Origin of the sequence: Streptomyces blastmyceticus, from assembly GCF_039521185.1 — a bacterium.
In the GTDB taxonomy this organism is placed as follows: Bacteria; Actinomycetota; Actinomycetes; order Streptomycetales; family Streptomycetaceae; genus Streptomyces; species Streptomyces blastmyceticus.
The window spans coordinates 26347-51245 of the sequence record NZ_BAAABW010000018.1 but is presented as its reverse complement, the minus strand read 5'-3'; the positions used below and the strand labels follow the sequence as shown (position 1 = coordinate 51245).

Annotated in this window: 27 protein-coding genes and 2 pseudogenes; 14 read left to right on the top strand and 15 right to left on the bottom strand. The window is 70.4% G+C overall.

What is annotated here, in order from left to right; all coding sequences use genetic code 11:
• Positions 1-39: 39 nt before the first annotated feature.
• Positions 40-219: a hypothetical protein gene (locus ABD269_RS17400; protein ID WP_301889670.1), complete on the bottom strand. Its 180-nt coding sequence runs from the start codon at positions 217-219 to the stop codon at positions 40-42.
• 180 nt (positions 220-399) lie between these two features.
• Here ABD269_RS17400 and ABD269_RS17395 point away from each other — a divergent pair, with 180 nt between their 5' ends.
• From ABD269_RS17395 to ABD269_RS17380, 4 genes are all read left to right on the top strand, one after another.
• Positions 400-3381 (top strand): AfsR/SARP family transcriptional regulator, encoded by a 2982-nt coding sequence (locus ABD269_RS17395; RefSeq protein WP_344118774.1) that lies wholly within the window; start codon positions 400-402, stop codon positions 3379-3381.
• 121 nt (positions 3382-3502) lie between these two features.
• The gene (locus ABD269_RS17390) at positions 3503-4591 is read left to right on the top strand and encodes a cellulase family glycosylhydrolase (protein WP_344118772.1); all 1089 of its coding nucleotides are present in this window, start codon (positions 3503-3505) and stop codon (positions 4589-4591) included.
• Positions 4592-4694: 103 nt separating this feature from the next.
• The gene (locus ABD269_RS17385; RefSeq protein ID WP_425572913.1) at positions 4695-5690 is read left to right on the top strand and encodes a cytochrome c oxidase assembly protein; all 996 of its coding nucleotides are present in this window, start codon (positions 4695-4697) and stop codon (positions 5688-5690) included.
• Positions 5691-5731: 41 nt separating this feature from the next.
• Complete coding sequence (locus ABD269_RS17380) at positions 5732-6295, top strand: DUF4291 domain-containing protein (RefSeq protein WP_344118770.1); 564 nt, start codon at positions 5732-5734, stop codon at positions 6293-6295.
• A 123-nt stretch (positions 6296-6418) separates the two neighbouring features.
• On the opposite strand, the gene ABD269_RS17375 is transcribed toward ABD269_RS17380, so the two are convergent.
• Complete coding sequence (locus tag ABD269_RS17375) at positions 6419-6619, bottom strand: hypothetical protein (RefSeq protein WP_344119092.1); 201 nt, start codon at positions 6617-6619, stop codon at positions 6419-6421.
• A 128-nt stretch (positions 6620-6747) separates the two neighbouring features.
• Positions 6748-7059 (bottom strand): annotated as a pseudogene (locus ABD269_RS17370) (SCO3933 family regulatory protein); the annotation flags it as partial.
• A 158-nt stretch (positions 7060-7217) separates the two neighbouring features.
• Between ABD269_RS17370 and ABD269_RS17365 the strand changes: the two are divergent.
• Positions 7218-7991, top strand: a complete 774-nt coding sequence (locus tag ABD269_RS17365; protein ID WP_344118768.1) for a GntR family transcriptional regulator — start codon at positions 7218-7220, stop codon at positions 7989-7991.
• 140 nt (positions 7992-8131) lie between these two features.
• Here ABD269_RS17365 and ABD269_RS17360 read toward each other — a convergent pair whose 3' ends face one another.
• The 3 genes from ABD269_RS17360 to ABD269_RS17355 all read right to left on the bottom strand — a co-directional run bounded on the left by ABD269_RS17360 (position 8132) and on the right by ABD269_RS17355 (position 9201).
• Positions 8132-8431 (bottom strand): hypothetical protein, encoded by a 300-nt coding sequence (locus ABD269_RS17360; RefSeq protein ID WP_344118766.1) that lies wholly within the window; start codon positions 8429-8431, stop codon positions 8132-8134.
• A gap of 321 nt (positions 8432-8752) precedes the next feature.
• Positions 8753-8998, bottom strand: a complete 246-nt coding sequence (locus tag ABD269_RS35515) for a DUF7848 domain-containing protein (protein WP_486387808.1) — start codon at positions 8996-8998, stop codon at positions 8753-8755.
• Positions 8998-9201: a hypothetical protein gene (locus ABD269_RS17355; RefSeq protein WP_344118764.1), complete on the bottom strand. Its 204-nt coding sequence runs from the start codon at positions 9199-9201 to the stop codon at positions 8998-9000. The genes ABD269_RS35515 and ABD269_RS17355 overlap by 1 nt, the downstream gene beginning before the upstream one ends.
• 626 nt (positions 9202-9827) lie before the next feature.
• Here ABD269_RS17355 and ABD269_RS17350 point away from each other — a divergent pair.
• Positions 9828-11198, top strand: a complete 1371-nt coding sequence (locus tag ABD269_RS17350; RefSeq protein WP_344118762.1) for an NsdA family TPR-like regulatory protein — start codon at positions 9828-9830, stop codon at positions 11196-11198.
• 7 nt (positions 11199-11205) lie between these two features.
• Here ABD269_RS17350 and ABD269_RS17345 read toward each other — a convergent pair whose 3' ends face one another.
• Positions 11206-12126, bottom strand: a complete 921-nt coding sequence (locus ABD269_RS17345; RefSeq protein WP_344118760.1) for a phosphotransferase enzyme family protein — start codon at positions 12124-12126, stop codon at positions 11206-11208.
• 289 nt (positions 12127-12415) lie between these two features.
• Between ABD269_RS17345 and ABD269_RS17340 the strand changes: the two are divergent.
• Positions 12416-12747 (top strand): annotated as a pseudogene (locus tag ABD269_RS17340) (DUF4291 family protein).
• On the opposite strand, the gene ABD269_RS17335 reads toward ABD269_RS17340, so the two are convergent.
• Positions 12707-12892, bottom strand: coding sequence for a hypothetical protein (locus tag ABD269_RS17335; protein WP_344118758.1), 186 nt, complete (start codon positions 12890-12892; stop codon positions 12707-12709). The pseudogene ABD269_RS17340 and the gene ABD269_RS17335 sit on opposite strands and share 41 nt — an antisense overlap.
• 13 nt (positions 12893-12905) lie before the next feature.
• A complete protein-coding gene (locus ABD269_RS17330; protein ID WP_344118756.1) occupies positions 12906-14117 on the bottom strand; it encodes a glycosyltransferase family 2 protein in 1212 nt (403 codons plus the stop codon).
• Positions 14118-14632: 515 nt separating this feature from the next.
• Between ABD269_RS17330 and ABD269_RS17325 the strand changes: the two genes are divergently transcribed.
• From ABD269_RS17325 to ABD269_RS17305, 5 genes are all read left to right on the top strand, one after another.
• Positions 14633-15994 carry a cellulose binding domain-containing protein gene (locus tag ABD269_RS17325; RefSeq protein WP_344118754.1) on the top strand — a complete coding sequence of 454 codons (1362 nt, stop codon included), beginning with the start codon at positions 14633-14635 and terminating at the stop codon, positions 15992-15994.
• Between the two features lie 67 nt (positions 15995-16061).
• Entirely contained in the window at positions 16062-16397 is a 336-nt protein-coding gene (locus ABD269_RS17320; protein WP_344118752.1) for an antibiotic biosynthesis monooxygenase family protein, read from the top strand.
• Between the two features lie 166 nt (positions 16398-16563).
• The gene (locus ABD269_RS17315; protein WP_344118750.1) at positions 16564-17007 is read left to right on the top strand and encodes a hypothetical protein; all 444 of its coding nucleotides are present in this window, start codon (positions 16564-16566) and stop codon (positions 17005-17007) included.
• A gap of 68 nt (positions 17008-17075) precedes the next feature.
• Positions 17076-17711 (top strand): hypothetical protein, encoded by a 636-nt coding sequence (locus ABD269_RS17310; protein WP_344118748.1) that lies wholly within the window; start codon positions 17076-17078, stop codon positions 17709-17711.
• A gap of 114 nt (positions 17712-17825) precedes the next feature.
• Positions 17826-18383, top strand: coding sequence for a hypothetical protein (locus ABD269_RS17305; RefSeq protein ID WP_301889693.1), 558 nt, complete (start codon positions 17826-17828; stop codon positions 18381-18383).
• A 9-nt stretch (positions 18384-18392) separates the two neighbouring features.
• On the opposite strand, the gene ABD269_RS17300 is transcribed toward ABD269_RS17305, so the two are convergent.
• The 4 genes from ABD269_RS17300 to ABD269_RS17285 all read right to left on the bottom strand — a co-directional run bounded on the left by ABD269_RS17300 (position 18393) and on the right by ABD269_RS17285 (position 21840).
• Positions 18393-18983 carry a TetR/AcrR family transcriptional regulator gene (locus ABD269_RS17300; protein ID WP_344118745.1) on the bottom strand — a complete coding sequence of 197 codons (591 nt, stop codon included), beginning with the start codon at positions 18981-18983 and terminating at the stop codon, positions 18393-18395.
• 153 nt (positions 18984-19136) lie between these two features.
• Entirely contained in the window at positions 19137-19766 is a 630-nt protein-coding gene (locus tag ABD269_RS17295; RefSeq protein WP_344118743.1) for an MBL fold metallo-hydrolase, read from the bottom strand.
• Positions 19766-20851, bottom strand: a complete 1086-nt coding sequence (locus ABD269_RS17290; protein ID WP_344118740.1) for an S-(hydroxymethyl)mycothiol dehydrogenase — start codon at positions 20849-20851, stop codon at positions 19766-19768. Before ABD269_RS17290 ends, ABD269_RS17295 begins: the two co-directional genes overlap by 1 nt.
• A gap of 104 nt (positions 20852-20955) precedes the next feature.
• Complete coding sequence (locus ABD269_RS17285) at positions 20956-21840, bottom strand: LysR family transcriptional regulator (RefSeq protein ID WP_344118738.1); 885 nt, start codon at positions 21838-21840, stop codon at positions 20956-20958.
• A gap of 291 nt (positions 21841-22131) precedes the next feature.
• Here ABD269_RS17285 and ABD269_RS17280 point away from each other — a divergent pair, with 291 nt between their 5' ends.
• Entirely contained in the window at positions 22132-22671 is a 540-nt protein-coding gene (locus ABD269_RS17280) for a hypothetical protein (RefSeq protein ID WP_301889699.1), read from the top strand.
• A 162-nt stretch (positions 22672-22833) separates the two neighbouring features.
• Here the strand turns inward: ABD269_RS17280 and ABD269_RS17275 are convergent, their stop codons facing one another.
• Positions 22834-23076 (bottom strand): DUF6372 family protein, encoded by a 243-nt coding sequence (locus ABD269_RS17275; protein WP_301889702.1) that lies wholly within the window; start codon positions 23074-23076, stop codon positions 22834-22836.
• Between the two features lie 180 nt (positions 23077-23256).
• Between ABD269_RS17275 and ABD269_RS17270 the strand changes: the two genes are divergently transcribed.
• Entirely contained in the window at positions 23257-23463 is a 207-nt protein-coding gene (locus tag ABD269_RS17270; RefSeq protein WP_344118735.1) for a cold-shock protein, read from the top strand.
• On the opposite strand, the gene ABD269_RS17265 is transcribed toward ABD269_RS17270, so the two are convergent.
• A complete protein-coding gene (locus ABD269_RS17265) occupies positions 23454-24860 on the bottom strand; it encodes a selenium-binding protein SBP56-related protein (protein WP_344118733.1) in 1407 nt (468 codons plus the stop codon). The two genes, ABD269_RS17270 and ABD269_RS17265, sit on opposite strands and share 10 nt — an antisense overlap.
• Positions 24861-24899: the final 39 nt, after the last annotated feature.

Genomic DNA, 24899 nt, shown 5'->3' with positions numbered 1-24899 from the left:
CCGTCGGTGCCGGCCGCTCACCGGGCCCGGCCGTGCGGCCTACTGCGCGCCCGTCGTGTGGGTCGGGCGGATCGGACCGCTGTGCTCCGTGCCCGGGATCGGGGCGCCCTCCGTGTGCTCGATGGGCGCGCCGAGCCCGGCGAGGATGGCCTGCTCGCTGGGCGTGTTCTGCTCGGCGGGCTGCGCGGCCTCGGTGGGCTTCGGGGCCTCGGTGCTCATGCGGAACTCCTGTCATGCGGGTGGAACACGGTCTTTTCCCGAAGTATGCGGCACCGCGATCAACAGACGATCAATAGATGAACGCCGGGCAGGGCCGCGGGCGGCTCCTGCCGCGCGGAGCCCTGAGATACTGTCCCCCTTGTCGCCGGGCGGAGTGTGCGCGGCGAGGTCGGGGGAGACATGGGCGCCAGCGGGGCAACAACCGGAGCACAGTTTTCCTTCCAGCTGCTCGGCCCGGTGCGCGCGCAGCTCGACGGGCGGCAGATCGAGCTCGGGGCGCGCCAGCAGCGCGCCATGCTCACCGTCCTCCTGCTGCGCGGAGGCCGCACGGTCTCCAGCGACGAACTGATCGACGCCCTGTGGGGCGAACTGGCACCGCCTCAGGCGCTCGGCACCATTCGCACCTACGCCTCCCGCCTGCGCAACCTCCTCGAACCCGGCCGCGTGGCAAGGACCCCGGCCACCGTCCTCGTCTCCTCCGGCGGCGGCTACGCCCTGCGCATACCGCCCGAACAGGTCGACGCCGTCGTCTTCCAGCGCCGCCTCGCCGAGGCCGCCGACGCCCGCGAGGCGAGGGACGCCGAGACCGCGCACAGCCGCTACGCCGCCGCCCTGGACCTCTGGCACGGCGCCGCGCTGGCCGGCCTCCCCGGCCCGTACGCCGAACGGCAGCGGCACCGGCTCTCCGAGGCCCGCCTCGTCGCCCAGGAAGGGCTCTTCGACTGCGCCCTCGCCCTCGGCCGCCACACCGAGGTCGTCCCCGAGCTCAGCTCCCTCGCCGCCGAACACCCCCTGCGCGAACGCTTCCGCGCCCTGCTGATCCTCGCCCTCTACCGCTGCGGACGCCAGGTCGACGCCCTCGCCGTCCACGCCGACACCCGGCGCCTGCTGGTCGCCGAGCTCGGCGTCGAACCCGGCCCCGAACTGACCGAACTGCACGCCAGGGTGCTCGCCGCCGACCCCGCACTGGCCTACGTCCCGCCCACGGGCCCCGACCCCGCGCCGGCCCCGGCCGAGCCCGCGGGCCCCGGCCGCCCCGTGGCCGTCCCCTTCCAGCTGCCCGCCGGCATCCCCGACTTCACCGGCCGCGAAGAGCTCGTCCAGGACGTGCGCGCCGCCCTCACCGACACCTCCGGGCCCGCCGTGATGATCGCCATGCTCACCGGCATCGGCGGCGTCGGCAAGACCACGCTCGCCGTGCACGCCGCCCACGCCGCCCGGCCGGACTTCCCCGACGGCCAGCTCTACGTCGACCTCCAGGGCGCCGGGCCGCACCCCGCCGACAGCGGCAGCGTCCTGTCCCACTTCCTCCAGGCCCTGGACGTCCCCGAACCCGACATCCCCGACGGCCTGGGCCAACGCGCCGCGCTCTACCGCTCCGTGCTCGCCGACCGGCGCGTCCTGCTCCTCCTCGACAACGCCCGCGACGCCGCCCAGATCCGCCCCCTGCTCCCCGGCACCGCGGGCTGCGCCGTCCTCGTCACGACCCGGTCCCGCGCCATCACCCTCGGCGGCGCCCGCCACTTCCACGTCGATGTCGCCACCGCCCCCGAGGCCCTCTCGCTGCTCGCCGCCATCGTGGGAGCCGAGCGGGTCGCCGCCGAGCCACGGGCGGCCGCCGCGCTCGTCGCGGCCTGCGGCCATCTGCCGCTCGCCGTGCGCATCGTGGCCTCCCGGCTCGCCTCCCGGCCCGGCTGGACCATCGCCTCCCTCGTCACCCGCCTCGACGACGAACGCCGCAGGCTCGACGAACTGCAGGCCGGCGACCTCACCGTGGAGGCCACCTTCCGGCTCGGCTACGGCCACCTCGCCGACGACCAGGCCAGGGCCTTCCGCCTGCTGGCCCTCGCCGCCGCCCCCGACCTGTCGCTCTCGGCGACCGCCGCCCTCCTAGGCTGCGACGAGTTCACCGCCGAGGACCTCGCCGAGGGCCTCGCCGACGCGGGCATGCTGGAGTCGTACGCCACCGGCCGCTACCGCTACCACGACCTGCTCCGGCTCTACGCGCGTCGTCAGGCCGAGCAGACCGACAGCGGGCAGGAGCGCCACGCCGCCGTCCAACGGCTCCTCGACCACCACCTCGCCACCGTCGGCAACGCCTCCCGCACCCTCGAACCCGACCACGCGCTCCAGCGCCACCTGCACCCCGTCACCCTGCCCGGCGTGCCCTTCGCCGACGCCGACGGCGCCCGGCAGTGGCTGCGCCACGAGCACATACCGCTGGCCTCCGTCCTCGCCCAGGCCGTACCCGGCGCGCCCGACGCCCTGCGCCCCGCGGGCGACCTGCTGCTCACCTGGTCCGGCCTGATCGAGGGCCCCGCCCACCGCGAGGAACTGCGCCGCCTCTCCGAGCTCACCGCCGACACCGCGCAGGCGAGGGGCGAACCCCGCGTCGAGGCACGCGCCCGCTACACCCTCGGCAACCTCCACTACCTCACCGACGTGTACGACGCCGCCGAGCGCGAACTCTCCACCGCCCTGCGGCTCGCCGAGGACTCCGGGGACACCCTCTGCCGTCACCTCGCCGCCAACGCGCTCGGCATCCTCCACCTCGCCACCGACCGCCCCACCCGGGCGCTCCCGCTGCTGGAGCTCGCCCGCTCGCTGTGCGACGGACTCGACGACAAGGGCAGCGAGGCACGGGTCCTCGCCAACACCGCCCGCGTGCACCTCGCCCTCGACCAGCCCGAGCAGGCCGAACGCGCCGCCGCGGACGCCGTCCGGCTGGCCGGGGCGACCGGCAACGGCCCGACCATCGCCATGACGCTCTATCAGCACGGCTTCGTGCTGCGCAGGACCGGCGCCCCGGCGCTCGCCGCCGACCGGCTGCGCGACGCGCTCGGCCACTTCATCGCCCAGCACCAGCGCGGCTGGGAAGGGCTGGCCTGGGCGCGCCTCGCGGAGTGCCGCCTCGACGAGCAGCGGGACGAGGACGCGGTCTCCTGCGCCGAGGAGTCCCTGCGGATCGCCCGCGACCTGGGCAAGAGCTACTGCCAAGGGCTCGCCCACGCCGTACTCGGCCAGGCCCTCCCACGCCTCGGCCTCCCGGAACGCGGCCACGACCACCTCCGCGAGGCCCTCGCCGTCTTCACCCGCCTGGGAGTCCCGGAAGCGGCCACGACCCGGGCGCTCCTCGCCGCGGCGACGACACCGGCCACCTGAGGCTGCGGACGATAGGGCAAACCTCTCCCTTTCGAACGAACCCGGGCGCGAAGCCACCTGTACGGGTGACGGCCGTCCCGGAGCACGGGAACGCCCGCCCGCGACTGTCAGGCTGACCCCCATGAGTCGTCGTACGTTCGTCGTCTCGGCCGCCGGAGCGGCTCTCGCAACGCCGGCCACCACGGCCCGCAAGGCCCCCTCGACCACCCCCTTCACACCGGACCGTACGGCCGACACCACCACGCCTCCCGTCCTCGGCGTGCCCTTCCCCGGCACGGGGGACGGCTACTGGCAGGACGGCAGGCCGAGCCCCGCCCTGCACCGCGACCTGGACACCCTGCGCGCCTACGGCGTCGGAGTCGTCCGCGTCGACGTCTCCTGGCACCGCAGCCAGCCCGAGGACAGCGCCCCCGGCGCCGGGCACCCCTACAACCAGCGCCTGGCGGGAGTGCTCGACGCGGCGGCGGAACGCCGCATCGCCGTCCTCGTCACCCTGCACGAATCACCCCTGTGGACCCGGAACGGCGCCGCGCCCCGGGGCCCGCACGCCCGCTTCCCCGACGACCCCGACACCATCCGCCCCTGGGCGAAGTGGCTGGCCGCCACCTACGGCGACCGGGTCCTCGCCTGGGAGGTGTGGTGCGAACCCAACCAGCCCGCCACGACCGGCGTGCTCGCCCCCGCGGAGCGCACCACCCGCTACGCGGCCCTCCTCCGCGCCTGCGCAGCGGGCCTCAGATCCGTCCCCGACCCCGCCCCCGTGGTGCTCGGCGGCCCTTGCCACACCGACCACCGCTTCGTCCGCGACATCTACGCCGCGGGCGGCCGCGACCACTTCGACGTGCTCGCCCTGCGGCCGCGCCTGGACGGGCGGGCCCCCGACGCCTGGTCGGAGGAGGCACCGGGGATCGACCGGGTGACCAACTTCCCGGCGGTGGCCGAGGCGATGCGCGCCTACCGGGACGGGGACAAGCCGGTGTGGTGGACGGAGTTCGGCTTCGCGCCGCAGTCCGCGGAGGAGACGCCGCGGGGACTGCACGAGCCGGCGGAGGCGACGCGGCTGCTCGTACGGTCCTTCGAGCTCGCCCGCCTGCGCTATCCGCAGGTGCGGCTGGCGGTGATCAGCACGGTGCCGTGGCCGCTGCGCCCGCAGCTCCCGGGGCTGCGCGACTACTTCGCCGCCCACCCCGGCACCCGTCCCCTACTCTGAGCACCCCCACGGGTTGGGGAACGGATTCCAAGCCTTTGACCTGCGCTTTGCCACTCCTGACCTGCCCGTAGATCCACTACGGGCAGGGCTACGCTGGGCGACCGTGGCACTGACAAACCTCACCCCCGCCCGGGCCTTCGGCACCTGGCAAGCGGACCCCTTCGGCCTCGCCCTCATCATCGTTCTCGGCGGGCTCTACGCCTGGGGCGTCCTGCGGGTGACGCGGAAGGGGGAGCGCTGGCCCGTCGCCCGTACGCTCGCGTTCGTGACCGTCGGGCTCGGGACGATTGCCGTCGCGACCCTGTCGTCCCTCGCGGTGTACGACCGGGTCCTCTTCTGGCCCGCCGCGGTGCAGAACATCCTCCTCGACCTCATCGCACCGCTCGGCCTCGCCCTCGGCGACCCCCTCGCCCTCGCCCGCCGCGCGCTGCCCGCCCGCGGAGCCGAACGGCTGGGGCGCGCGATGCGCGGACCGGTCGTGCGAGTGCTCACGTTCCCGCTGGTCAGCACCCTGCTCGTGCTCACCACGGAGCTGTGCATCTACTTCACGCCCTACTTCGAGGCGGCCCTGCGGAACGAGTCGGTCCATCGGCTGATGTACCTCCACCTCCTCGCGGCGGGCAGCCTGTTCGTCCTGCCCATGCTCTCCCGCGAGGAGCTGCTGCCCGCTTGGTGCAGCCACCCCGTACGGGCACTGCTCGTCTTCCTCGACGGGCTCGTCGACGCCCTCCCCGGCATCGTCGTGATGACCAGCGGCACCCTGATCGCCGGCGGCTGGTACGGCTCGCAGCAGCGGGGCTGGGGCCCGAGCCCGGAGCGGGACCAGGCGCTGGGCGGCGGACTGATGCTGACGATCGCCGAGCTCGTCGGCATGCCCTTCCTCATCGCCGTCTTCGTCGAGTGGCGCCGCGCCGAGCGGGTCAGGACGGCCGAGCTGGACCGACAGCTCGACGAGGAGCTCGCCACGCTCCCCGCCCCCGCGACTCCGGCGACCCCCGAGGCCCCCGCGGCCTCCGCCCCCGAGCTGACGCGCCCCTGGTGGGAGACCGATCAGGGCGTCGTCGGCGAGCGCTACCGGCAGAGCCGGGACAGCCGCTAATTCGCTTTCCCCGCCGCCCGGATCACCGCCAGACTTGCCGCATGCACGATCAGAACCGCCGGATCCGGGCGGCGCACACCGCGACGACCATCACCGTCTACCAGGCGTACGCCCCGCACCTCGGCCACCCCGCCGCCCGCGACGGCCGCTTCCCTCCGGCGTGGAAGCGCGACCGGATGACATGGATCAAACCCTCGTTTTTGTGGATGATGTACCGCTGCGGCTGGGCCACCAAGCCCGATCAGGAGTGCGTCCTCGCGATCGAGATCGACCGCGCCGGCTTCGACTGGGCGCTGGGCAACGCCTGTCTGTCGCACTTCGACCGTGATGTGCATCCCGACCGTGAGACGTGGCAGCGCGAGCTGAAGTCCTCGCCGGTCAGGGTCCAGTGGGATCCCGAGCGCGATCTGCACCTGCGCGCGCTGCCCCACCGCTCACTCCAGCTCGGCCTCGCGGGCGAGGCGGCCCGCCGCTACGCCGACGAGTGGACGGTCTCGATCACCGACGTGACCCCGCTCGCGAAGGAGATCCACCACCTGCTCACCACCGGCGCCCCGGAAGCGGCCGCCCGCCTCCTCCCGGAAGAACGCCCGTACGGCGACTGACGCCTTCGGCGGTCGGAGCCCTGGCCTCCGCGGCCTGCCGGGTCGTCCGGAGCAGGTCTTGAGGCTCCGTTCGCCCTTGCAGATGGGGCACCACGCGGGGCGCAGGGGCATGCGGGGCCTCGGTCAGGGGTGGGTGTGGGTGAAGCAGGGCAGGGACCAAGTCACGAAGCTGTTGAGCGCGAAGATCGCCGGGGTTCGACCCAGGTAGGTGCCGAACAGGCCGATCAGTACGGCCTCCCACCAGCGCACGTCGCGGGAGCGGACCAAGAGGATGGTGATGATCCCGAGCGTCACCATCAGCGGGAGAACGGCTGTGTCCTTCACGCCTCCTCACCCACCCCGGTCATCAGCAGCACCGCCACCCCCTTCTCCACGGAAGTGATCGACTCCGCGAGTAAGAACGTGAGCGTGACGGGCGCCATCAGACGCCACCCGCCTTGACGCCTGCGGCCCGGGACGGGGGTGATGGCGGCGGCGCGGAAGCTGATGCCGTGCCGGTCGCCCATGGCCCAGGAGAACGCCTCCAGGCCCGTCACCCGCACCTCACCGCCCTCCACGACGCCCTTCGGCTCGCCGGTGACGGAGATTTCGATGACCGAGATCCGGCGGCCTTCCTGCCGGACCGTGACGGCCGCGGTGTAAACCGTGTTGCCCTCCTTGTCCTTCTTGACTTCCTTGGTCTCGAAGCCGGTGAGCTTCGGTTCCGGCGCGACAGCGCACCGCAGTACGCCGAGCCGGGAGACATCAACAGGGATGGACTGCATGGGGTGTTGGCCTCCTTGGCCAATCAGACGCCCTCACCATCAGGACGTCACTCGTGCTGACGAGTGATGACTATGCACCTACCGCAGCAACCGCGCAAGCACTTATGCTGACGAGTGACGTAAGACCAACGACCCGTTCACGCAAAGGGAGTTCGACAGTGGGAGAGATCCAGCGACCCGGCGCCCTGTACCAGCAGGTCGCCGCCGAGATCCGCAACGCCATCACCGCGGGCGAGATCCCGCCCGGCGCGCTCGTCCCCTCCGAGTCCCAGCTCATGGACCGCTACGGGGTCTCCCGTCCGACCGTGCGCAACGCCGTCGCCGCCCTGCGCTCCGAGGGGCTGATCGAGGTCATCCACGGCAAGGGCAGCTACGTCCGCGCCCTGCCCGCACCGGTCAACACCATCAACCGAGCCGTGACCAGCACCGGCCGCACGTTCAGCATGCTCGGGGACGAGGTGTGGGAGCCGGTCGAGGAACCGGCCGCCTACCGCACCACCACCGCAGTCACCGGCCCCCAACTGGGCCTGGACGAGGGGGAAGCGCTCTTCGCCTGCGACTGGCTGCTCGCCGACCCCAAGACGGGAACGCGCCTGATGCACCGGGTGCTGATCCCCTTCAGCACGGCCGAGGGCACGGAGCTGAGCGAGGCGCCGGACAGCCAGCCGACGGACATCTACGCGGTCCTCGCCAAGGCCGGGCACAAGCTGTGGTGGTCAGAGACCGTCGGCGCCCGCATCCCCAGGCCCGACGAACGCGCCACCCTCCAGCTCACCGACGCCACCGCCGTCCTCCACGCCACCCGCACCACCCACGGCACCGACGACCAGCCGCTGCTCCTCGAAGAGCTCCGCGTCAGCGCCGACCGCGCCCAACTCGCCTACCGGATCACGCCGGACAAGGCCCCGGCCGCCCGCCGCGCCCGCGCCTGAACTTCTCAACCCTCCACGGGGATGAGGCTCACGTGGGGTGTGGCTGACTTTCCGTGGCCGAGGCCCAAGCCGGCCAGCACCGCAGCACCCGCCGACATCCACGACCAGGCCCACCATGGCTGAGGCCCGAAGAGCGCTGCTCAGCTCGCCTTCCCGAACCGCACCGCCAGCCGCGTCACCTCCACGGCCGCCGCCGTCGACAGCTCCAGCCGCACCACTCCCGAGCCGTCCGCCGCCGAGCCCGCCCGCAGCCGCACCCCGGACGCATCCACGCCCGCCGACACCAGCGCCGCACCGAGCTCCGCCGCCGCGTCACGCGCCGCAGCCCAGCCCGTCACGTAGTCCACCCCGCGCACCCACAGCGTCGCGTCCGGATCGAACTCCTCAGCCCCGAATTCCACGTTGCCGATCTCGAACGGCTCGTCGCCCGGCCCGAACATCAACTCTCCACCCCTCAAAGAACCTTGGATGATCGTGGTCTTGTGGGGCGTCACGTGAACGCACGACGAGCGCCCCGGTACCATCGGCACCGGGGTCACTCGTGGATCCCTTCCGGACCACCCCCACCTGCCAAGGATTCAGGGGTGGTCCGGTCTCATGCCCGGCTGTGTGGCGAGGTCCTGCTCCGGTAACCAACCGGAGCAGGACCGCAGGCGGTGCACGGACAACACCGCCTCTCTCAAATACGGGCCGACCTGCCAATCGGTGGAGCCCGTACCGAGGACTCGGGGGGCAGGAGCCGTCTGACGGCCCTGCCCGGTCTACGGGGGCGACGGCCGCACTTCGGTCCGCGTCGCGCGGAAGGAGCTTGTATGCACCGCCCTGAACATCTCGTGCCCGCTGCGACCGGCGTGCTTCAGGGCCCACTCCTGCGGCCCGTCCGGGGCCTCCGACGCCTCGGACGACGTGCCGCACGAAATGCACTCCAGTTCAAAGATCGGCGGACTCCCTGACGTGTCGAGGAGCAACACCCAGTTCACGAACCGGAATACGGACCTGACGGCCATCACCGCCTCCCGCGCGGATTGCGCAGGACGTCGATCTGCTCCGTCGCGCCCACCCGCATCGAGCGCGCACCCTTGAGAACCAGGACCACCTCCCGCTTGCCCAAGCGATCCAGGTCCGCCCGGATCGCCTTAACCTCCGCCCACCCGCCGCGGACGCCCACCATGTCCCCGGGCCGAACCGTCAACCCCAACACCCGTGCCATCAGGTACGCCCTTCTCTTTTCGAAGCCGTCGGTGCGGCTTGTGGTGATTCGTTGGACGCGGCCCCTCGCGCGGGAGGGGGCCCGGGGGAGGGGCCGCGTCGGGCCGGACAGGGAGGTCAGTTCCTGTTCCGGCAGGGGCCTGCTGCCTGCCTCCCGCGGTCGCGCAGGGAGGCTGCACGAAGGGCAGCGGCCAGCTTTCTCTACGGCGAGTGAGCGCCGGATCCCGCGTTCAGGTTGAAGCGGCAGAACACTGTCTTGCCGCCCGCTTCCCCCGGGGACCACCACACCGCATTGGCCAAACGCTGGATGATGAGGAAGAGCGTCATTGCCCGAAACGACTCCAGTGGAGCAGATGGCGTTACGTCGCACGAGGGGATCGCAGACAGGGCCGCTGCCGTGCCTCCGATCTTTCTTGATCTCACTGCTCGCCCTCCGTCCGTCGACGGAACCTCTGTTCCGCTGCCGTGTGACGAACAGTGAACGGCTTCGCGTCGGAGAGCGGGAGCGTTCACCAGGGGGTCCATGCGAACACCCAGGGCAGGTAAGGGGGTTCACGAATGAACCCCTGGTGATGGTCGGCTGTGCCACGATGAACCCCAGCCGTCGACCAGGGGTTGGCAAGGGACATGGACCGAGAGCCGAACGCGCAGTTGATCTCACTCATGGATGAGGCCAACGTCTCGAACAAGGGTCTGGCCAAGCGCATGCGAGATCTCGCCCTGCAACGCGGCGAGATGCTCGGCACCACTCATGTCTCCGTGCAGCGGTGGCGCGATGGATCAGGTATCCAGCCCAAGACGGCCGCCATCATGGCGAATGCCCTCAGCGCCAAGCTGCAACGGCGCATCAGCCCGAGCGATCTGGGGTTCTTCGGCGGGACCGACACGACCGCCGCCATGACCGAGAGCTACCCCGCCACATCCACGGAAGCGTTGGCCAGGTTGGACAGCCTGAGTTCAGAGAGCTCGGATGTTCCCGAGGCCCGGGGGCTGATCATCGCCGACGGCGACTTGAACGCGGCGGTGCTGTCCTGGATCACCGCTCGCCCTGACGGCATCACCGCCGACCGGCCAGGGCGTCAGCGCGTGGGAATGCGCGACGTTCGGGCAATCCGCACAGCAGGCAAGATGTTCATGGAGCTCGACTTCCAGTTCGGCGGTGGACACGGGCACAAGGCGCTGCGGCACTACTTCCGTCACGAAGTGCTGCCCCTGCTCAGTGTCAGCTACAGCGAGAAGGTAGGCACTGCGCTTTTCGGTGCCGCTTCGGAGATTGCTCAGTTACTCGGCTGGACCGCATACGACTCCGGGAATCACCGGATCGCCCACCGCTATCTGACTGCGACCCTGCGCCTGTCTCAATTCACGGATGACCGCATGTTCGGCGGCCGCATCCTCTCCAACCTCAGTCACCAGGCGAACTACCTCGGGAACTACGCGCAGTCGACCCAGCTGGCGCGTGCCGCACTCGAAGGCGCCAGGGGCCGAGCCACCCCGCGGGCCATGGCCATGTTCGCCTCCATGGAGGCGCGCGCCCTGTCCAACGCCGCCGATCCCGTCGGAGCGGGCCGAGCCATGAATGAGGCCGAGCGGTACCTTGAGCGGGCCGATACCACGACCGACCCTGAATGGCTCTCGTACTTCACCCCGGCCGAGCTCATGGGAGAGTTCTGCCACTGCTTCCGCGATCTCAAGCAGCGCAAGGAAGCCCTACGTCATGCTCAACGGGCCGTGGACATCACCGATCCCAAGTACGCACGGAGCGTCGGCTTCTGCCGCATGGTCCTCGCCCAGAGCCAACTCCTCAACGGCGAACTGGAAAGCGCTCTCACCACAGCCGGCCTGGCGGTCGAAGCAGGCGACTCCCTCCAGTCTGCCCGCTTCCAACGCTACGTCGGAGACTTTCAGACCGAGGTCAACGCTCACTCCGGCAACCGAGCCGTGGCCGAGTTCAACGAGCGCGTACGAGAGGCAATCGCCCGTCTCGAAGAGGAGTAAACCCCTTCTACCAAGGACGCCAGTTCCGCGGCGAGTCGTCATCCCGTAGGGAAGCGATACGCCGTGCGTATTCCTCAGCAACCTTTGTGTTCTCAGCGGCGTTCTGCATGAGCCACGTCGTCATGTGGAACTCCTGTATGCCGCGCATCGTCATAAAGCCGGGCCAGTCCCGGAGGTCACGCCCGTAGGACTTCACGAAGTCGGCGTACTGTTTCTTGGTCTGCCACCGCAGACTGTGATGCTCGACTGCCGTCACCATCAGGTCCCACTCGGGGTGATCGAAGCTGAAGCCTTCGAAGTCGATGAGGATGACACGATCCCGATCGTCCACCATGAGGTTCTGTCTGTGGGCATCCCCGTGAACAGGGCCCTTGGCCGAGTCGAAACGGAGTTTCGTGATCTCCTGCCGTAGCTGTTCGTGGCGCTCGCGCAAGAACGCTCGGTCGTCATCCGGCACGCCCCGCGCTCGCTCAATCCGGAGATCCGACCGGCCGAACACGTCGTACGGCGGAAGTTCCAGCCCGGCGGGGAGCGGCAGCGAATGGAGGTCCCGGAGAACCGCACCCAGCTCTCCGTACGTCGGCTTACGGGCACCCTCGTTGATCAGATGCCAGAAGGTCACCGGGTGTCCGTCGAGGAGAAGCGGCTGTTCGAGGTCATCCACCACCCGGCCAGCGGGAAATCCCTCCTGCGCCAGCCAACGCGATACCGCTACCTCGTTCCTCACCGATGGCAAGTACTCCGCCGACCGGGCCACCCGCACGATCACCGGATCGGAAGCCAGCCGGAACAGCGCGTTCTCCCCGAAGCGGATCAACTCGGCGCCGCCGGGGTCCAGCTTCGCCGACCGGCAGGCGGTGATCATCACCTCTGCCGCTCCTGCCGTGGTGAAGCCCTCTAGCGATGCCCGTGCAGCGTCAGACGCCATGCCGGTACCAACTCCCCAAGTCGTGCGCGACCTTCCGCCGCGCGCAACCAACTGGTGACCAACCGGCGCGCGCCGGACACGACAGAGACCGTACCCATGCCGGGGGGCGTGAGACGAGGGTGGGGCTGACTGCTGACCTTCCGCCCCCGGATCGGTTCGCCGATGGGGCGTTGCTGCCCGAGGGGCGTCACACTTTCGGGATGGCCGACCGCCTGACCTGCGCGAATTCGACCAGACAGAAAAGGACTATGAACACTGCTTGACTTGGATCAAACCCTCGTTCTTGTGGATGATGTACCGCTGCGGCTGGGCCGCCAAGCCCGATCAGGAGTGCGTCCTCGCGGTCGAGATCGACCGCGTCGGCACCTGCGCGCGCTGCCCCACCGCTCACTCCAGCTCGGCCTCGCGGGCGAGGCGGCCCGCCGCTACGCCGACGAGTGGACGGTCTCGATCACCGACGTGACCCCGCTCGCGAAGGAGATCCACCACCTGCTCACCACCGGCGCCCCGGAAGCGGCCGCCCGCCTCCTCCCGGAGGAACGCCCGTACGCAGGCCATGCCCGGATTCCTCGGCCCGCGCCTACTCTCCGGCGACGCGGTAGTCCCTGCGGCGCCGCCTGATGGATGCCGCGTACGTGATCAGGCACACGGTGATGATCACGACGGTGACGCCGAGCAGCAGCTGGTCGGTGTCCGCCACCCGGGTCAACGCATAGGCAATGCCCGCAAGCACCGCGCAGACCCCCAGGCCCTTGAGGGAATTCATTGTTCTCCTTGAATCATTTCCACGCGGATACGCGGGTCACATAGGACTTCACGATGGACGAGACGAGCCAGTAGGTCCGCACCACGGTGAACACCAGCTCCGGAATCAGCAGGGCCTCGACCAGCATGGCCTTCCAGCCGAGATTCCGTACCCTGAGTGCGGGATAGACGATCCAGAAGGCGAAGAGCAGCAGGAAGAGCGGCCGCTGGGAAAAGCCGTTTTTCGCGGCCATCACGAGATGGGGCGAGCCCCACCCCAGAATGTATGCGGCACCGATGAGCCCGAGGATCATGGTGGCGATGGAATGCCAGGTGAACTTCGTCCAGCCGCGGGCACGCAAGGTGTCCACGGTGCCGCGGCTCCACCGTTCGCGCTGCTGTATCAGTTCGCGCAGCGTGGGCATGAGGTCGGTGTACGCGATGCAGAGCTGGTTGGCGGTGACCTTCCAGCCGGATTCCTTGAGAGCGAGCGTGGTCTCGTAGTCCTCGACCAGATTGCTGTGGTCCTCCCAGAAGACCTCGCCCCGCCAGTCGAGCAGGCTCTGCAGGGCCTCGGCCCGGTAGAAGGAACCGGCCCCCGACATGGTGTGGACGTCCCTGCGGTACCGGGCATTGGCGGCCCGGCCGTACTCGATGATCTGCATGCCGAGGAGGTACCGCTGCCAGGGGTTGCGCCACAGGCCGGTGCGGCCGAGGCAGGCGGCGCTGACGCCGCCGAGCTCCGGGTCGGACGCGATGACGTTGCGGGCCCGCTCGATGAACTTCGGGTGCAGCTCGGTGTCGGCGTCCATGACGAGGACGTGCCGCACCTTGTTGGTCAGCCGGCCCCCGACGGCCTCCCTGAGCCAGCGGAGGCCGTGGTTGAGGGCGCCCGCCTTCTTGTGCGGATTGTCGTCGAGGACCAGCACGACCGTCGGCGGCGTCTGCTCGTCGTCCGCGAACTGGCGCGCGAACTCCTCGGTGCGGTCGGTCGAGTTGTTGACCACCACGACGATGAGATCGGGGCGCCGGGTCTGGGAGGCCAGGGACCTCAGCGAGGTGAAGACCCCGACTTCCTCGTTCCGCGCCGGAACGAGGATCACGGTGTCGTAGAGGGCGGCACCGCCCACCTCGTCGGGGGAGATGCGGCCCCTGCGGTGCCGGCTGCTCGTGGCACGCGGCGCTTCGGTGCGCGCACGACGGCCGCGGCGCGCACGGTGATCCCGGCGCGCAGTGGTGCCCGACAAGGTCTTCCCCCCGCTTCACATCAAACGCACAAGACCGGCATGTTGTGCGGATCCCGTGAAAACAGAACAAGAAGTTACCTCACGCGCACGGCCGCCCGGACAGGTCCAATCCGGCCGACAGGTCTTCGCGATCATGTAATTGGAGATCATCGAGCCCTCCGGCCCCGGTAAATCAGGGCCGGTCGGGCTTTGTGGATGCATGCAGATGGTAAAGCAGTGATAAAGAACACCTATAGCAGTTGCTCCGTCACGGAGTCGGACCGGGGCGTGCCGGACGCGGGCCCCGGTCCCGGCCGGCAAGGGTGAACGGGGCGAACCGGCAGGCTTCCGACGGCTCGGGGACCCCGGCGGGCGATGGTTACGATGGTGCGGAATGTGACCATTCGTTGAATGTGATGCGAAGCGCGTGTACCGGCGCCGACCCTGCATCTCCATCTCGCCAAGGAGCTTTAGTGAGCCGCGTCCGCCGCAATTCCCGTCAACGCGGACGGGCCGTTTTCAAGATACTGCTCGCCATGGCCGTACTCGTCGCCGGCGGCACCGCGGCCTATTTCACGTGGTGGGATTCCGACGACTCCGGGTCCGCGCAGCTCACGGTCCGGTACCGGACCGATGCCCAGGCCAGGACCGGTACGGCCAAGCCGTGGCTGGAAGTCATCAACGATTCCAAGAAGACCGTGTCCCTCGGCGACGTGACTCTTCGGTATTACTTCACCGCGGACGACGGGGCCGCGTACGGCGCCAACTGCGTCCAGACGAGTGTCGGCTGCTCGAACATCACCCAGAAGATAGGCGCTACCACCGGCAAGGCGGCCAACGCCGACCATTACCTCGAGATCGGCTTCACGCAGGGGGCCGGCAAGCTGGCGCCCGGCGGTACCAGCCAGGCGATCGGACTCCAGCTCTACCGGCTCGACGGCAAGGAGCTGAACCAGGCGAACGACCGCTCGTTCGACGCCAAGGTCACCCACTACGCGCCGTCGAAGCTGGTCACCGCGTACCACCGCGGCGCGCTCGTCTGGGGCGAGGAACCGGGCGGCGGCACCCCCGGCCCGGGGCGGGGCACGTCCGACGCGGCGCCCGCCGGGGTCGTGTTCGACAACTTCCACTACAGCGGCGCCGACGACCCCGCGCTCGCCGCCAACGGCTGGCGGGCCCGTACAGAGGGGGGCGGTCCCGGTATCCCCAGCACCTGGTCGGCCGACGGTGTCAGCTTCCCCTCCGAGGCGAGCGCCCGGGGCGGCCAGGCACTGCAGCTGCGGGTCACCAGCGACGGGACCGAGGAAGGCACCAAGCAGGCCGAGTTGCAGAGCACCCGCCCCGATTTCTTCACGGGGACCATCGCCGCCCGGGTCTACTTCAGCGACAAGCCCACCAGCGGCCGTACCGGCGACCACCTCAACGAGTCCTTCTTCGCGATCTCCCCGAAGGACAAGTCGAACAATTACAGCGAACTCGACTACGAGTACATGCCGAACGGCGGGTGGGGCGCGTCCGGCCCCCGGATCGACACCACGAGCTGGCGCAGCGGCAGTGGCAAGCCGGAGGACCGGGTCACCCGCTTCCAGAACCAGAGCCTCCAGGGCTGGCACACGATGATGATCACCGCGATGAACGGGACGGTCACCTACTCCGTGGACGGCCGTGAGCTGTTCAGCCACGACGACAAGAAGTACTTCCCGCGCGAACGCATGGGCGTCCACTTCAGCGCGTGGCTCGTCGACCTCCCCTTCAAGGGCCCGCGCACCTGGGACATGAAGGTCAACTGGCTCTACTACCAGGCTGACCGGGCCGTGCCCCTGGCCGATGTCCAGAAGGCCGTGGACGGCTTCTACGCCGGCGGCACCAACTACGTCAACACCCTGCCGAAGTCCTGACGGCGGGAAGCCGGCGGCCGGCGGACCTCTCGCCGGGCTCTCCGCGCGAGTGCGGCAGGATGGGGCCATGAGTGTTGTCAAAATCAACGTCCTGACCGTCCCGGCCGAGCAGCGCGAGGTTCTCGAACAGCGCTTCGCCGCCCGCGCCGGTTCCGTGGAGAACTCCGACGGCTTCGAGTGGTTCGAGCTGCTTCGGCCCGTCGAGGGAACCGACACGTACCTGGTCTACACCCGCTGGCGCAGCGAAGAGGACTTCCAGGCGTGGATGGAAGGCCCGATGAAGGCCGCGCACCAGGGCGGCGGCGCCGACGGCGCCCCCAAGCAGAAGCCCGCGGCCGCCGGCTCGACGCTGTGGACCTTCGAGGTCGTGCAGCAGGCCGGGCCCAAGGGCGGCGACGCCTAGCCGAGGGCGTATCCGAGGGGACGGGCGCCCTGGCCGACGGCCGGCCGGGGCGCTTCACGCGGTGTCCCCAGGGGGTCCGGCGACCTCAACTGTCCTGATTCGTCGTGGTGATGACCGCGGTCGGGGCATAGGTTCGTCCGGTATTCCTGATTTTCTGGAGGTGCACATGAGAAGGCACATCCTCATCGGCGCGATCGCCGCCGCCTGCCTGGCCGTACCGTTCCAGGCCCACGCCATGTCCCCGGCGGCCCCGGTCCTGCAGTCGTCGGCCGTGGTGTGGGACAAGTGCGAGGCCGCGCTCGACTCGCCGCACGAGTCGCACACCAACCCGGACGTCATCAACGTCCACGCCGATCTCAAGGGCTGCAAGCAGAAGATGCCCGAGTACTCGATCTCCGTCACCCTCTACAAAGAAGGCACCCAGGTCGCGCACGACTCCGGCTCGGGCAAGAACAAGTTCAAGGCGCGTGTCGTAGCCAACTGGCCTCCCCCGAAGGGCGAGTGTCACTCCTACTCGGCCAAGGCGACGTTCACGATCAAGGCCGAAGGGAAGACGCACACCGCCACCCTGGAGAACCAGAGCCAGGGCAAGATCTGCATCAAGAAGTAGGCGCCCGCCGTGGCCGGTCCGGCCATGGTGCCGACCGGCCACGTTCCTCCAGCGTCAAGGCGAACAGCATGAACGGGTACACCATCTTCCTCGCGGTCACCGACCGGACCGACCGGACCGACCGGACCGACCGGACCGACCGGACCGACCGGACCGACCGGGCCGACCGGACCGGCCGGACCGGCCAGTCCGATCCGGCCTTCGCCCTCACCGCGCTCGCCGTGGAACCCGGGCGCCTCGGGGAAGCCGAGGAGCGCGCGGCAGCCGCGCTCGCCGGCCTCGCACCCGACGCGGCCTGGCTCGACCTGGACCCGTCCGTCCGGCGGGAGGTCGTCACCCGGGTGCGCGCGGTGCCGCACCACGCGGTGGACCACACCGAGCACGACCGCGCACCCGCGCGGTCCGCCTCCCCCCTGGCCGACTGCCTGCGCAGCCTCGCCGCCGACGGACCCTTCGCCGAGATCGCCGCACGGCCGCACACCGTGTACATCACCGGTGGGCATCCCGTCGGCGATGCGGCCTCGGCTCCCTTCCTCGCCGGCGCCGAGGCCGTACACCCCGACGCCGAAGCGCACTTCCCCGCGCTCGCGCGCCTCGCCTCCCTCCTCGCCACGGCCGCGGGGCCCTCGATCGACGCCGCCGTCCCCGACGAGGAGGACCTGTACGACGCCTTCGACCGGTACACACTCGGTGGTCTGGGGTGAGCCGTACGGGAGGCGGGTCAGGGGCCTGTCCGGATCTCACGCTTGTCGGGGCTCGTGGCGAGCAGGAGAGTGGGGCGCCGTCACCTCGGCCGCAATGAGAAGGAAGGCATCGCCATGGGCAGACGCACGGTCCGGTCCTGCCGGAGAGTGTTCGCGGTACTGCTGGGAATGGCACTGGGCACCTGCCTGATCAACGTGGCGCCCGCGTCTGCCGTCGGCAACGAGGATTTCAAAGCGTTCAACATGTGGTTCGACGTCACCGGACTGTCCAACACCAATGAGTGCATTCCCTCATGGGTCACGGCGCGCTACCGGGACCCGGCCTCCGGCAGCGACACATGGTCCAAGCTCGTCCGGACCAACAACAACGGCTGCGAGACCGACCCCGAGCGTCTGCAGAAGTTCGGCGACTTCCAGAACACCTGGAGCAGGGTCAACCTGCTGGGCGGGCCGAAGCCGGGACAGCATCTGTATTGGAAAGACCTCACGAGCCTGACGCTGACCGTGACCACTCCGAACACCCCGCCGGGGCGGCAGAAGTGCGTGAGCGTCAACAAATTCGGCATCTGGGCGCTGGACACGAACAACTACTGGCACGAGCTGGTCAATGAGCAGTTCGACTATGTCTTCTGCGACGGCCACAACGACCTTGAGCTATTCGTCAAGCACTGAACCCCGGCCTCACGGCAGCTCGGCCAAGGCGGGGTTGGGCGTGAGGATGCGGCGGAGGATGCCCTCCACCTCGGCCCGGGTCGGGGCGTGGGAGCCGGCCAGGCCGTGGAGGGTGAGGCCGTTCATGGCCACGGCTGCGGCGCGGGCGGTCAGCGGGTCGACGTAATTGAGCATGGCCTCGAAGCTCAGCTCGATGTACTGATCGGCGATCGGGCGCAGGTGCGGGCGGCGCAGCGCTGCCATGTAGAGCTCGAACTCCATGACCTGTGCGTCCCGTTGGCCCCCGAAGGTGGGCATCAGCGCGTCCGTGAGCAGGACGACGAGCTGGTCCACGGTGAGCCGCGGGCGCTGGGCGACCCACTCCTGGAGATAGGCGGCGAAGCGGTCGACGGCGGCGCGCAGGGCCGCGGTGATGAGGTCGTCCTTCGTCGCGAAGTGGTAGGTCGTCGCGCCCAGCGGGACACCGGCCTCCTCCGCCACGGCCCGGTGGGTCAGCCCCTCGATGCCCCGGGCGGCGATGACGCTCTCCGTGGCGGCGACGATCTCGGCGATCCGCTTCTGGGGGTCGCGGCGGCGCTTCGCGGGGCCCGTCTGCTGCATGGCACTGCTCCGGATGTCGGGGAAGAGCCATGGTAGTACGCCTGTCCCGCGCCGCCCACCTGAGGTGATCGGCGCGGGACAGGGGCGTACGGGACGGACGTACAGCTCCGCGGATGAGGGCGTCCCACCCGGCGGCGGGGGCGCCCGTCCCGGTCAGTGGCCCCGGGCGATCCAGTCCTCCAGCGCCGGTGCCTCGGCGCCGATCGTGGTCGTGTCGCCGTGGCCCGTGCGCACCACCGTCTCCGGCGGCAGGGACAGCAGCCGGTCCCGGATGGAGCCGATGATGGTGGGGAAGTCCGAGAAGGACCGGCCCGTCGCGCCGGGACCGCCCTGGAAGAGCGTGTCGCCCGTGAAGACGGTCCCCAGCGCCGGTGCGTACAGGCAGACGCCGCCGGGGCTGTGGCCCGGAGTGTGCAGCACCGTCAGCTCGACACCGGCGACCGACAGGACCTGGCCGTCCGTCAGCTCCCTGTCGGGTGCGACACCCGGGTGCGTCTGATCCCACAGCTGACGCTCGGCCGGGTGCAGGAGTACGGGCGCGCCCGTACGCTTCGCCAGCTCGGGTGCCGCGTCGATGTGGTCGTTGTGGGCGTGGGTGCACACGATCGCGACCAGCCGGCGGCCGGCCACCGCCTTCTCGATCGCGGCCGCGTCGTGCGCCGCGTCGATGACGAGGACCGTCTCGTCGTCGCCGACGAGCCAGACGTTGTTGTCGACGTCCCAGACACCGCCGTCGAGGGCGAAGGTCCCGGACGTGACCAGGTGCTCGATGCGCGCCGTCATCACAGCATCACCACCGAACGCAGCACGTCGCCCTTCTCCATCCGGTGGAAGGCGTCCTCCACCTCGTCCAGAGAGATGGTCTCGCTGACGAACGCGTCGAGGTCGAGGCGCCCCTGGAGGTAGAGGTCGATCAGCATGGGGAAGTCGCGGGAGGGCAGGCAGTCGCCGTACCACGAGGACTTCAGCGAGCCGCCGCGCCCGAAGACGTCCAGCAGCGGCAGCTCCAGCTTCATCTCCGGCGTCGGCACGCCGACCAGGACCACGGTCCCGGCCAGGTCCCGGGCGTAGAAGGCCTGCTCGTACGTCTCGGGGCGGCCCACCGCGTCGATGACGACGTCCGCGCCGAAGCCGCCCGTCAGCGAACGGATCGCCTCGACGCCGTCCACCGAACGGGAGTTGACGGTGTGTGTGGCACCCAGCGCCTTCGCCGTCTCCAGCTTGGCGTCGGCGATGTCCACCGCGATGATCTTCGAGGCGCCGGCCAGCCGGGCGCCCGCGATCGCCGCGCCGCCGACGCCGCCGCAGCCGATGACGGCGACCGTGTCGCCGCGCCCCACCGCGCCGGTGTTGATCGCCGCGCCCAGACCGGCCATCACACCGCAGCCCAGCAGGCCCGCGGCGGCCGGGGAGGCGGCGGGGTCGACCTTGGTGCACTGCCCGGCGGCCACCAGGGTCTTCTCCGCGAAGGCGCCGATGCCCAGGGCGGGGGAGAGCTCGGTGCCGTCGGTGAGCGTCATCCTCTGCTTGGCGTTGTGGGTGTTGAAGCAGTACCACGGGCGCCCGCGCAGACAGGCCCGGCACTGGCCGCAGACCGCGCGCCAGTTGAGGATCACGAAGTCGCCAGGGGCCACCTCGGTCACCCCGGCGCCGACGGACTCGACCACACCGGCCGCCTCGTGACCGAGCAGGAACGGGAACTCGTCGTTGATCCCGCCCTCCCGGTAGTGCAGATCGGTGTGGCACACCCCGCACGCCTGGATCTTCACCACGGCCTCGCCCGGACCGGGATCGGGAACAATGATCGTCTCGACCCGGACCGGTTCGCCCTTGCCTCGGGCGATGACACCGCGTACTTCTTGCGCCATGGGGTGCAGCCTGCCTTTCTCGGTGAGTCAGCTGCTCCCACTCTGCGCCGGAAGCGACGCTGTGTCCAACATCCCGATCCGATCACATTCAGCAGCCGGGCTGCTCAATCGCCGTCGCGGTGCCCGATCGTCGCCAGGAGCGCCCGCGCCGCCGCGGTCGGCTGCCCCGCGGCGGGTACGGCGACCCCCACCTTCCACCGCACCGGCCCTTCGAGCGGCACCGCGCTCAGCCCCCGCGCCTGCTCCTTGAGCGTCACCGGGCGGGGCACCACGGCGGCCCCCAGGCCCCGCGACACCAGATCGAGCAGCGTATAGACGTCATTGACCTGGAGCGCCACCTTCCGGACCACGCCCGCCTCGGCGAACGCGAGATCCGCCGCCCGCCGCGCGCCCCAGTCGGGGTGGAGGTCCACGAACACCTCCCCGGCCAGCCGGGCCGGTGCCACCGGCCCGCCGATCCCCGCCAGCGGGTGGTCCGCCCGGCACAGCAGCATCAGCGGCTCCTCGGCGATGCGGCGCAGCCGCACCCCGTCGTGGACGTCGTCGTGCACGACGAAGGCCAGGTCGAGCTCGCCCCGGCGCACCTGCTCCAGCAGCCGCCCGGAACCCGCCTGCTCCATGTGCATCTCCACCTGCGGATGGAGCGCGTGGAAGGAGGCGAGCAGCGCTCCGGCGTCGACCGTGCCCATGCACTGCTCGGTGCCGACCGACAGCGTCCCGCCCATCAGCCCCTGCACGGCGGCGACGGCCTCCCGGGCGGCGGCCGCGCAGGCCAGCGTCCGCCGCGCCTCGACCAGCAGCGCCCGCCCGGAGTCCGTCAGCCCGACCCGCCGGGTGGTGCGGATGAACAGCTCCGCGCCCAGCTCCCGCTCCAGGGCCCGCACGGACGCCGACACCCCGGACTGGGCGACGCGCAGCCGCTCGGCGGCGCGCGTGAAGTGCTGCTCCTCCGCGACCGCCACAAAGTGTTCGAGGTGTCTGAGTTCCATGATTGAGCATGTTAGGTGCTGGATGCGCGAGCCTCGCCCGGTCGGGTGCGGTGCACGGGCGCGAGGGCGGCCCACGACGGCCGGCGGGAGCCCGGCGAGCGGCACGGGAACCGTCTCCACACCCTCTCCACACGGGCATCACCAACACTTCCCGGCCAACTCGCAACATCGCCGCAACAGTGTCACGTGGCTCACACCTGCTCCGTAGGTCACATTCCGGTTGGGGGCGTTGGCCGGTCCTGTTCGGTGGGTGCAGCCAAGACGCGGGGGTTCTGTCTAGTGTCCCTCGCCATGCGCAGAACAACATTGGGACGGCTCAGCCTGTCCGCAGCCCTCGCGTCCGTCGTCGCCCTGCTCGGCCTGGCCCAGCCGGCCTCCGCCGCACCGGTCGAGCCCATGAGCATCACCGTGGACAAGACGTCCGCGACCCCCGGCTCCACGGTGAACATCACCCTGAAGTTCACCAACGACCAGACCACGAACGCCCAGTTCGTCTACCAGTCGATCCAGCCGACCTACGCCACCACGTCGGACCCGGCCGTGAAGTACGCGTTCACCACGTGCACCGGTGACACGAGCTCCTGCACCGTGCCCACCAAGCAGAGCGGTGCCACCGTCTTCAACGCGCCCGTCCTGCCGGGTGCCTCCAAGACCGTCACCATGAGCTACCAGATCGCCGCCGACTCCGCGTGCGGCCCGTCCCGGCGGGTCGAGTTCTACACGTACCTCTACTACGAGTACCAGGGCGGTCAGCTCAACAAGAGCGGCCTCTTCCCGGTGGGCGCCACGGACATCGCGTGCAAGCCGGCTCTGGCGCACGCGGGGCGCTGACACACCGGCCCCGCAGCTGATCAGGCGCCGGACCGCGCCGCTTTGCTGAGCGCGTCGGCACTCGCGTACCACCAGCACGGCAACAGCCAGAGGTTCGGCCCGGCCGGGAACGCCCCGGCCGGGCCTGGCCGCGTACGGCGGCGGAAGGGCGGACGGGTGCCGTCAGGCCGCGGAGTGCTCGTGCCACCGCGCCGACGCCGCGTCGAAGCACGGGCCGCAGACCGGGAAGGAGACCTCGCCCACCGCCGGGAGGTGGAAGGTGAGCCGGAGGTCCGGATAGGCGTCTTCCGAGCAGACGTGCCACCCGCGGTGGGTGACCGAGCACATGCAGTGGCAGGGCTCGATCTGCTCCATCGAGGCGATCTGCGGGGAGGGAATTCTCTTCAGGCTCCCAAAGATGGCCATGCCTCGATTATAGGTTCGATGCCACCTTCCGGCCTGGTGTGGCATGGACCCCCGTCGTTCCCTCCGGAGGGTGAACGACGGGGGCCGGGGAGATTCTCTTGCCCGCGGGCAGGGGAAGGTTCCGGGGCCGGGACCGGTGCGTCGAGGTCGTGCCGGTGGCAAGGAAGAAGGAAAGCGCACATGGCAACAGGCAAAGTGAAGTGGTTCAACGCGGACAAGGGCTTCGGCTTCATCGCGCAGGACGACGGGGGCCCGGACGTGTTCGTCCACTTCTCGGCCATCCAGAGCACCGGCTTCAAGGAGCTCTACGAGGACGACAGGGTGGAGTACGACGTCGTCCAGGGCCCCAAGGGGCCCCAGGCGGAGAACGTCGTCCGTCAGATGTAGCAGTAGGAGTCCGAGGACGCGTCGCCTCCCTGCAGCCGCGTCTGATGCACCCGGAGGCCCGCGAACTCGGCGCCGTGCGGGAAGAAGCGCGGATCCACCGCGAGGCCGCCCCGGGCGGTGTCCGCGTCCAGTTTGATCAGCCACGGCTCGATGCCGTCGGGGTAGAACTGGTCGTCCCACGAGCCGTACAGCGAGTTGGACAGATAGACGCGCCGCCCGTCCCGGCTCAGCTCGACCATCTGCGGTCCGCCGCTGAGCGGCGAGCGCGGCGCGGTGGGGTGCGGGGCCCGGCCGGTGATCCCGCCGAGGCGGACGGAAGCCGTCCGCCTCGGCCGGAACGGGTCGCTCACGTCGTACTGCAGGAGCTCGCCCGTCCCCCACGCCGACACGTACAGCCAGTGGTCGTCCACCGACAGATTGATGTCCGTGACCAGGGGCGGCACGGCAGTGAACGGCTGGAGCGCCGGCGGCAGGTCCTCCGGCTTCGCGGGCTCCGCCGGGATCGTGATCACCTTGCGGACCGCGAAGGAGCCCGTGGTCTCGCGGTACCACAGCCACACCGACGCCGACAGGTCCACCGCGCTGACGACGACCCCGGCGAAGCCCCACGCCGCCTGCGGGTTGTGCGCCGGGCGCAGCTCCAGCACCATCTGGTGCTCGTCGCCGAGGTCCACGCGCTGGAGATGGCGGCCGGAGTCCAGCTCCCAGAAGTGCAGGGCGTGCCCGTAGGCCCGGCCCAGCAGCAGCTCGGGGTCGAGCCCGTCCTCGATCATCGACGGGGTGCCCCACTCGCTGGTCACCGCGGTGTTGTGCCGCAGGTGCCACCACACGTCGTACGCCAGCCGCTGCGGCCCGCGGTCGGTCTCCCACGCGCGCAGCACCTCGGTGCCGTCGTGGGAGAGCAGCGCGATGCCCCCTGGCCCGTCCCGGCCGTCCGCGCCGCCCAGGCAGGAGAGGAAGACGCCGTCGGGCCCGCAGTGCAGGGTGTGCGGCCGTGAATAGCCCGCGCGCTCGGCCAGTTCACCGGCCTCGACCACCTTCACCAGCCGCGGCCGGACCGGGTCGGGGCGCGTGTCGAAGACGTACAGCCGGGACGAGCGCAGCCCCGGCACGATCAGATGGCGCCGCTCGGCGTGGTGGTGCCCCTGGTGCGCGAGCGCGCTGGAGCACGCGTTCCAGCCGAAGTGGTGCAGCTCGTCGCCCAGGTGCGGCGCGTCCACGCGGCTCAGCACCCGGCCGTACGACGGCGAGGCCGGGTCCGTGCCGATCGTGAACAGGGCGTCCGGGCGGCGCGCGCTCCGGTCGAACCCCACCACGTAGGCGAGCCTCTCCGGCGGTGCCGCGATGGCGTCCGCCGGAGACCGGTACAGCGTCGGGTCGTTCGTGTGGGACGTCACGTCGGCGAGCCTGTCACGAGCCGTGGGGGCTGCCAAGTG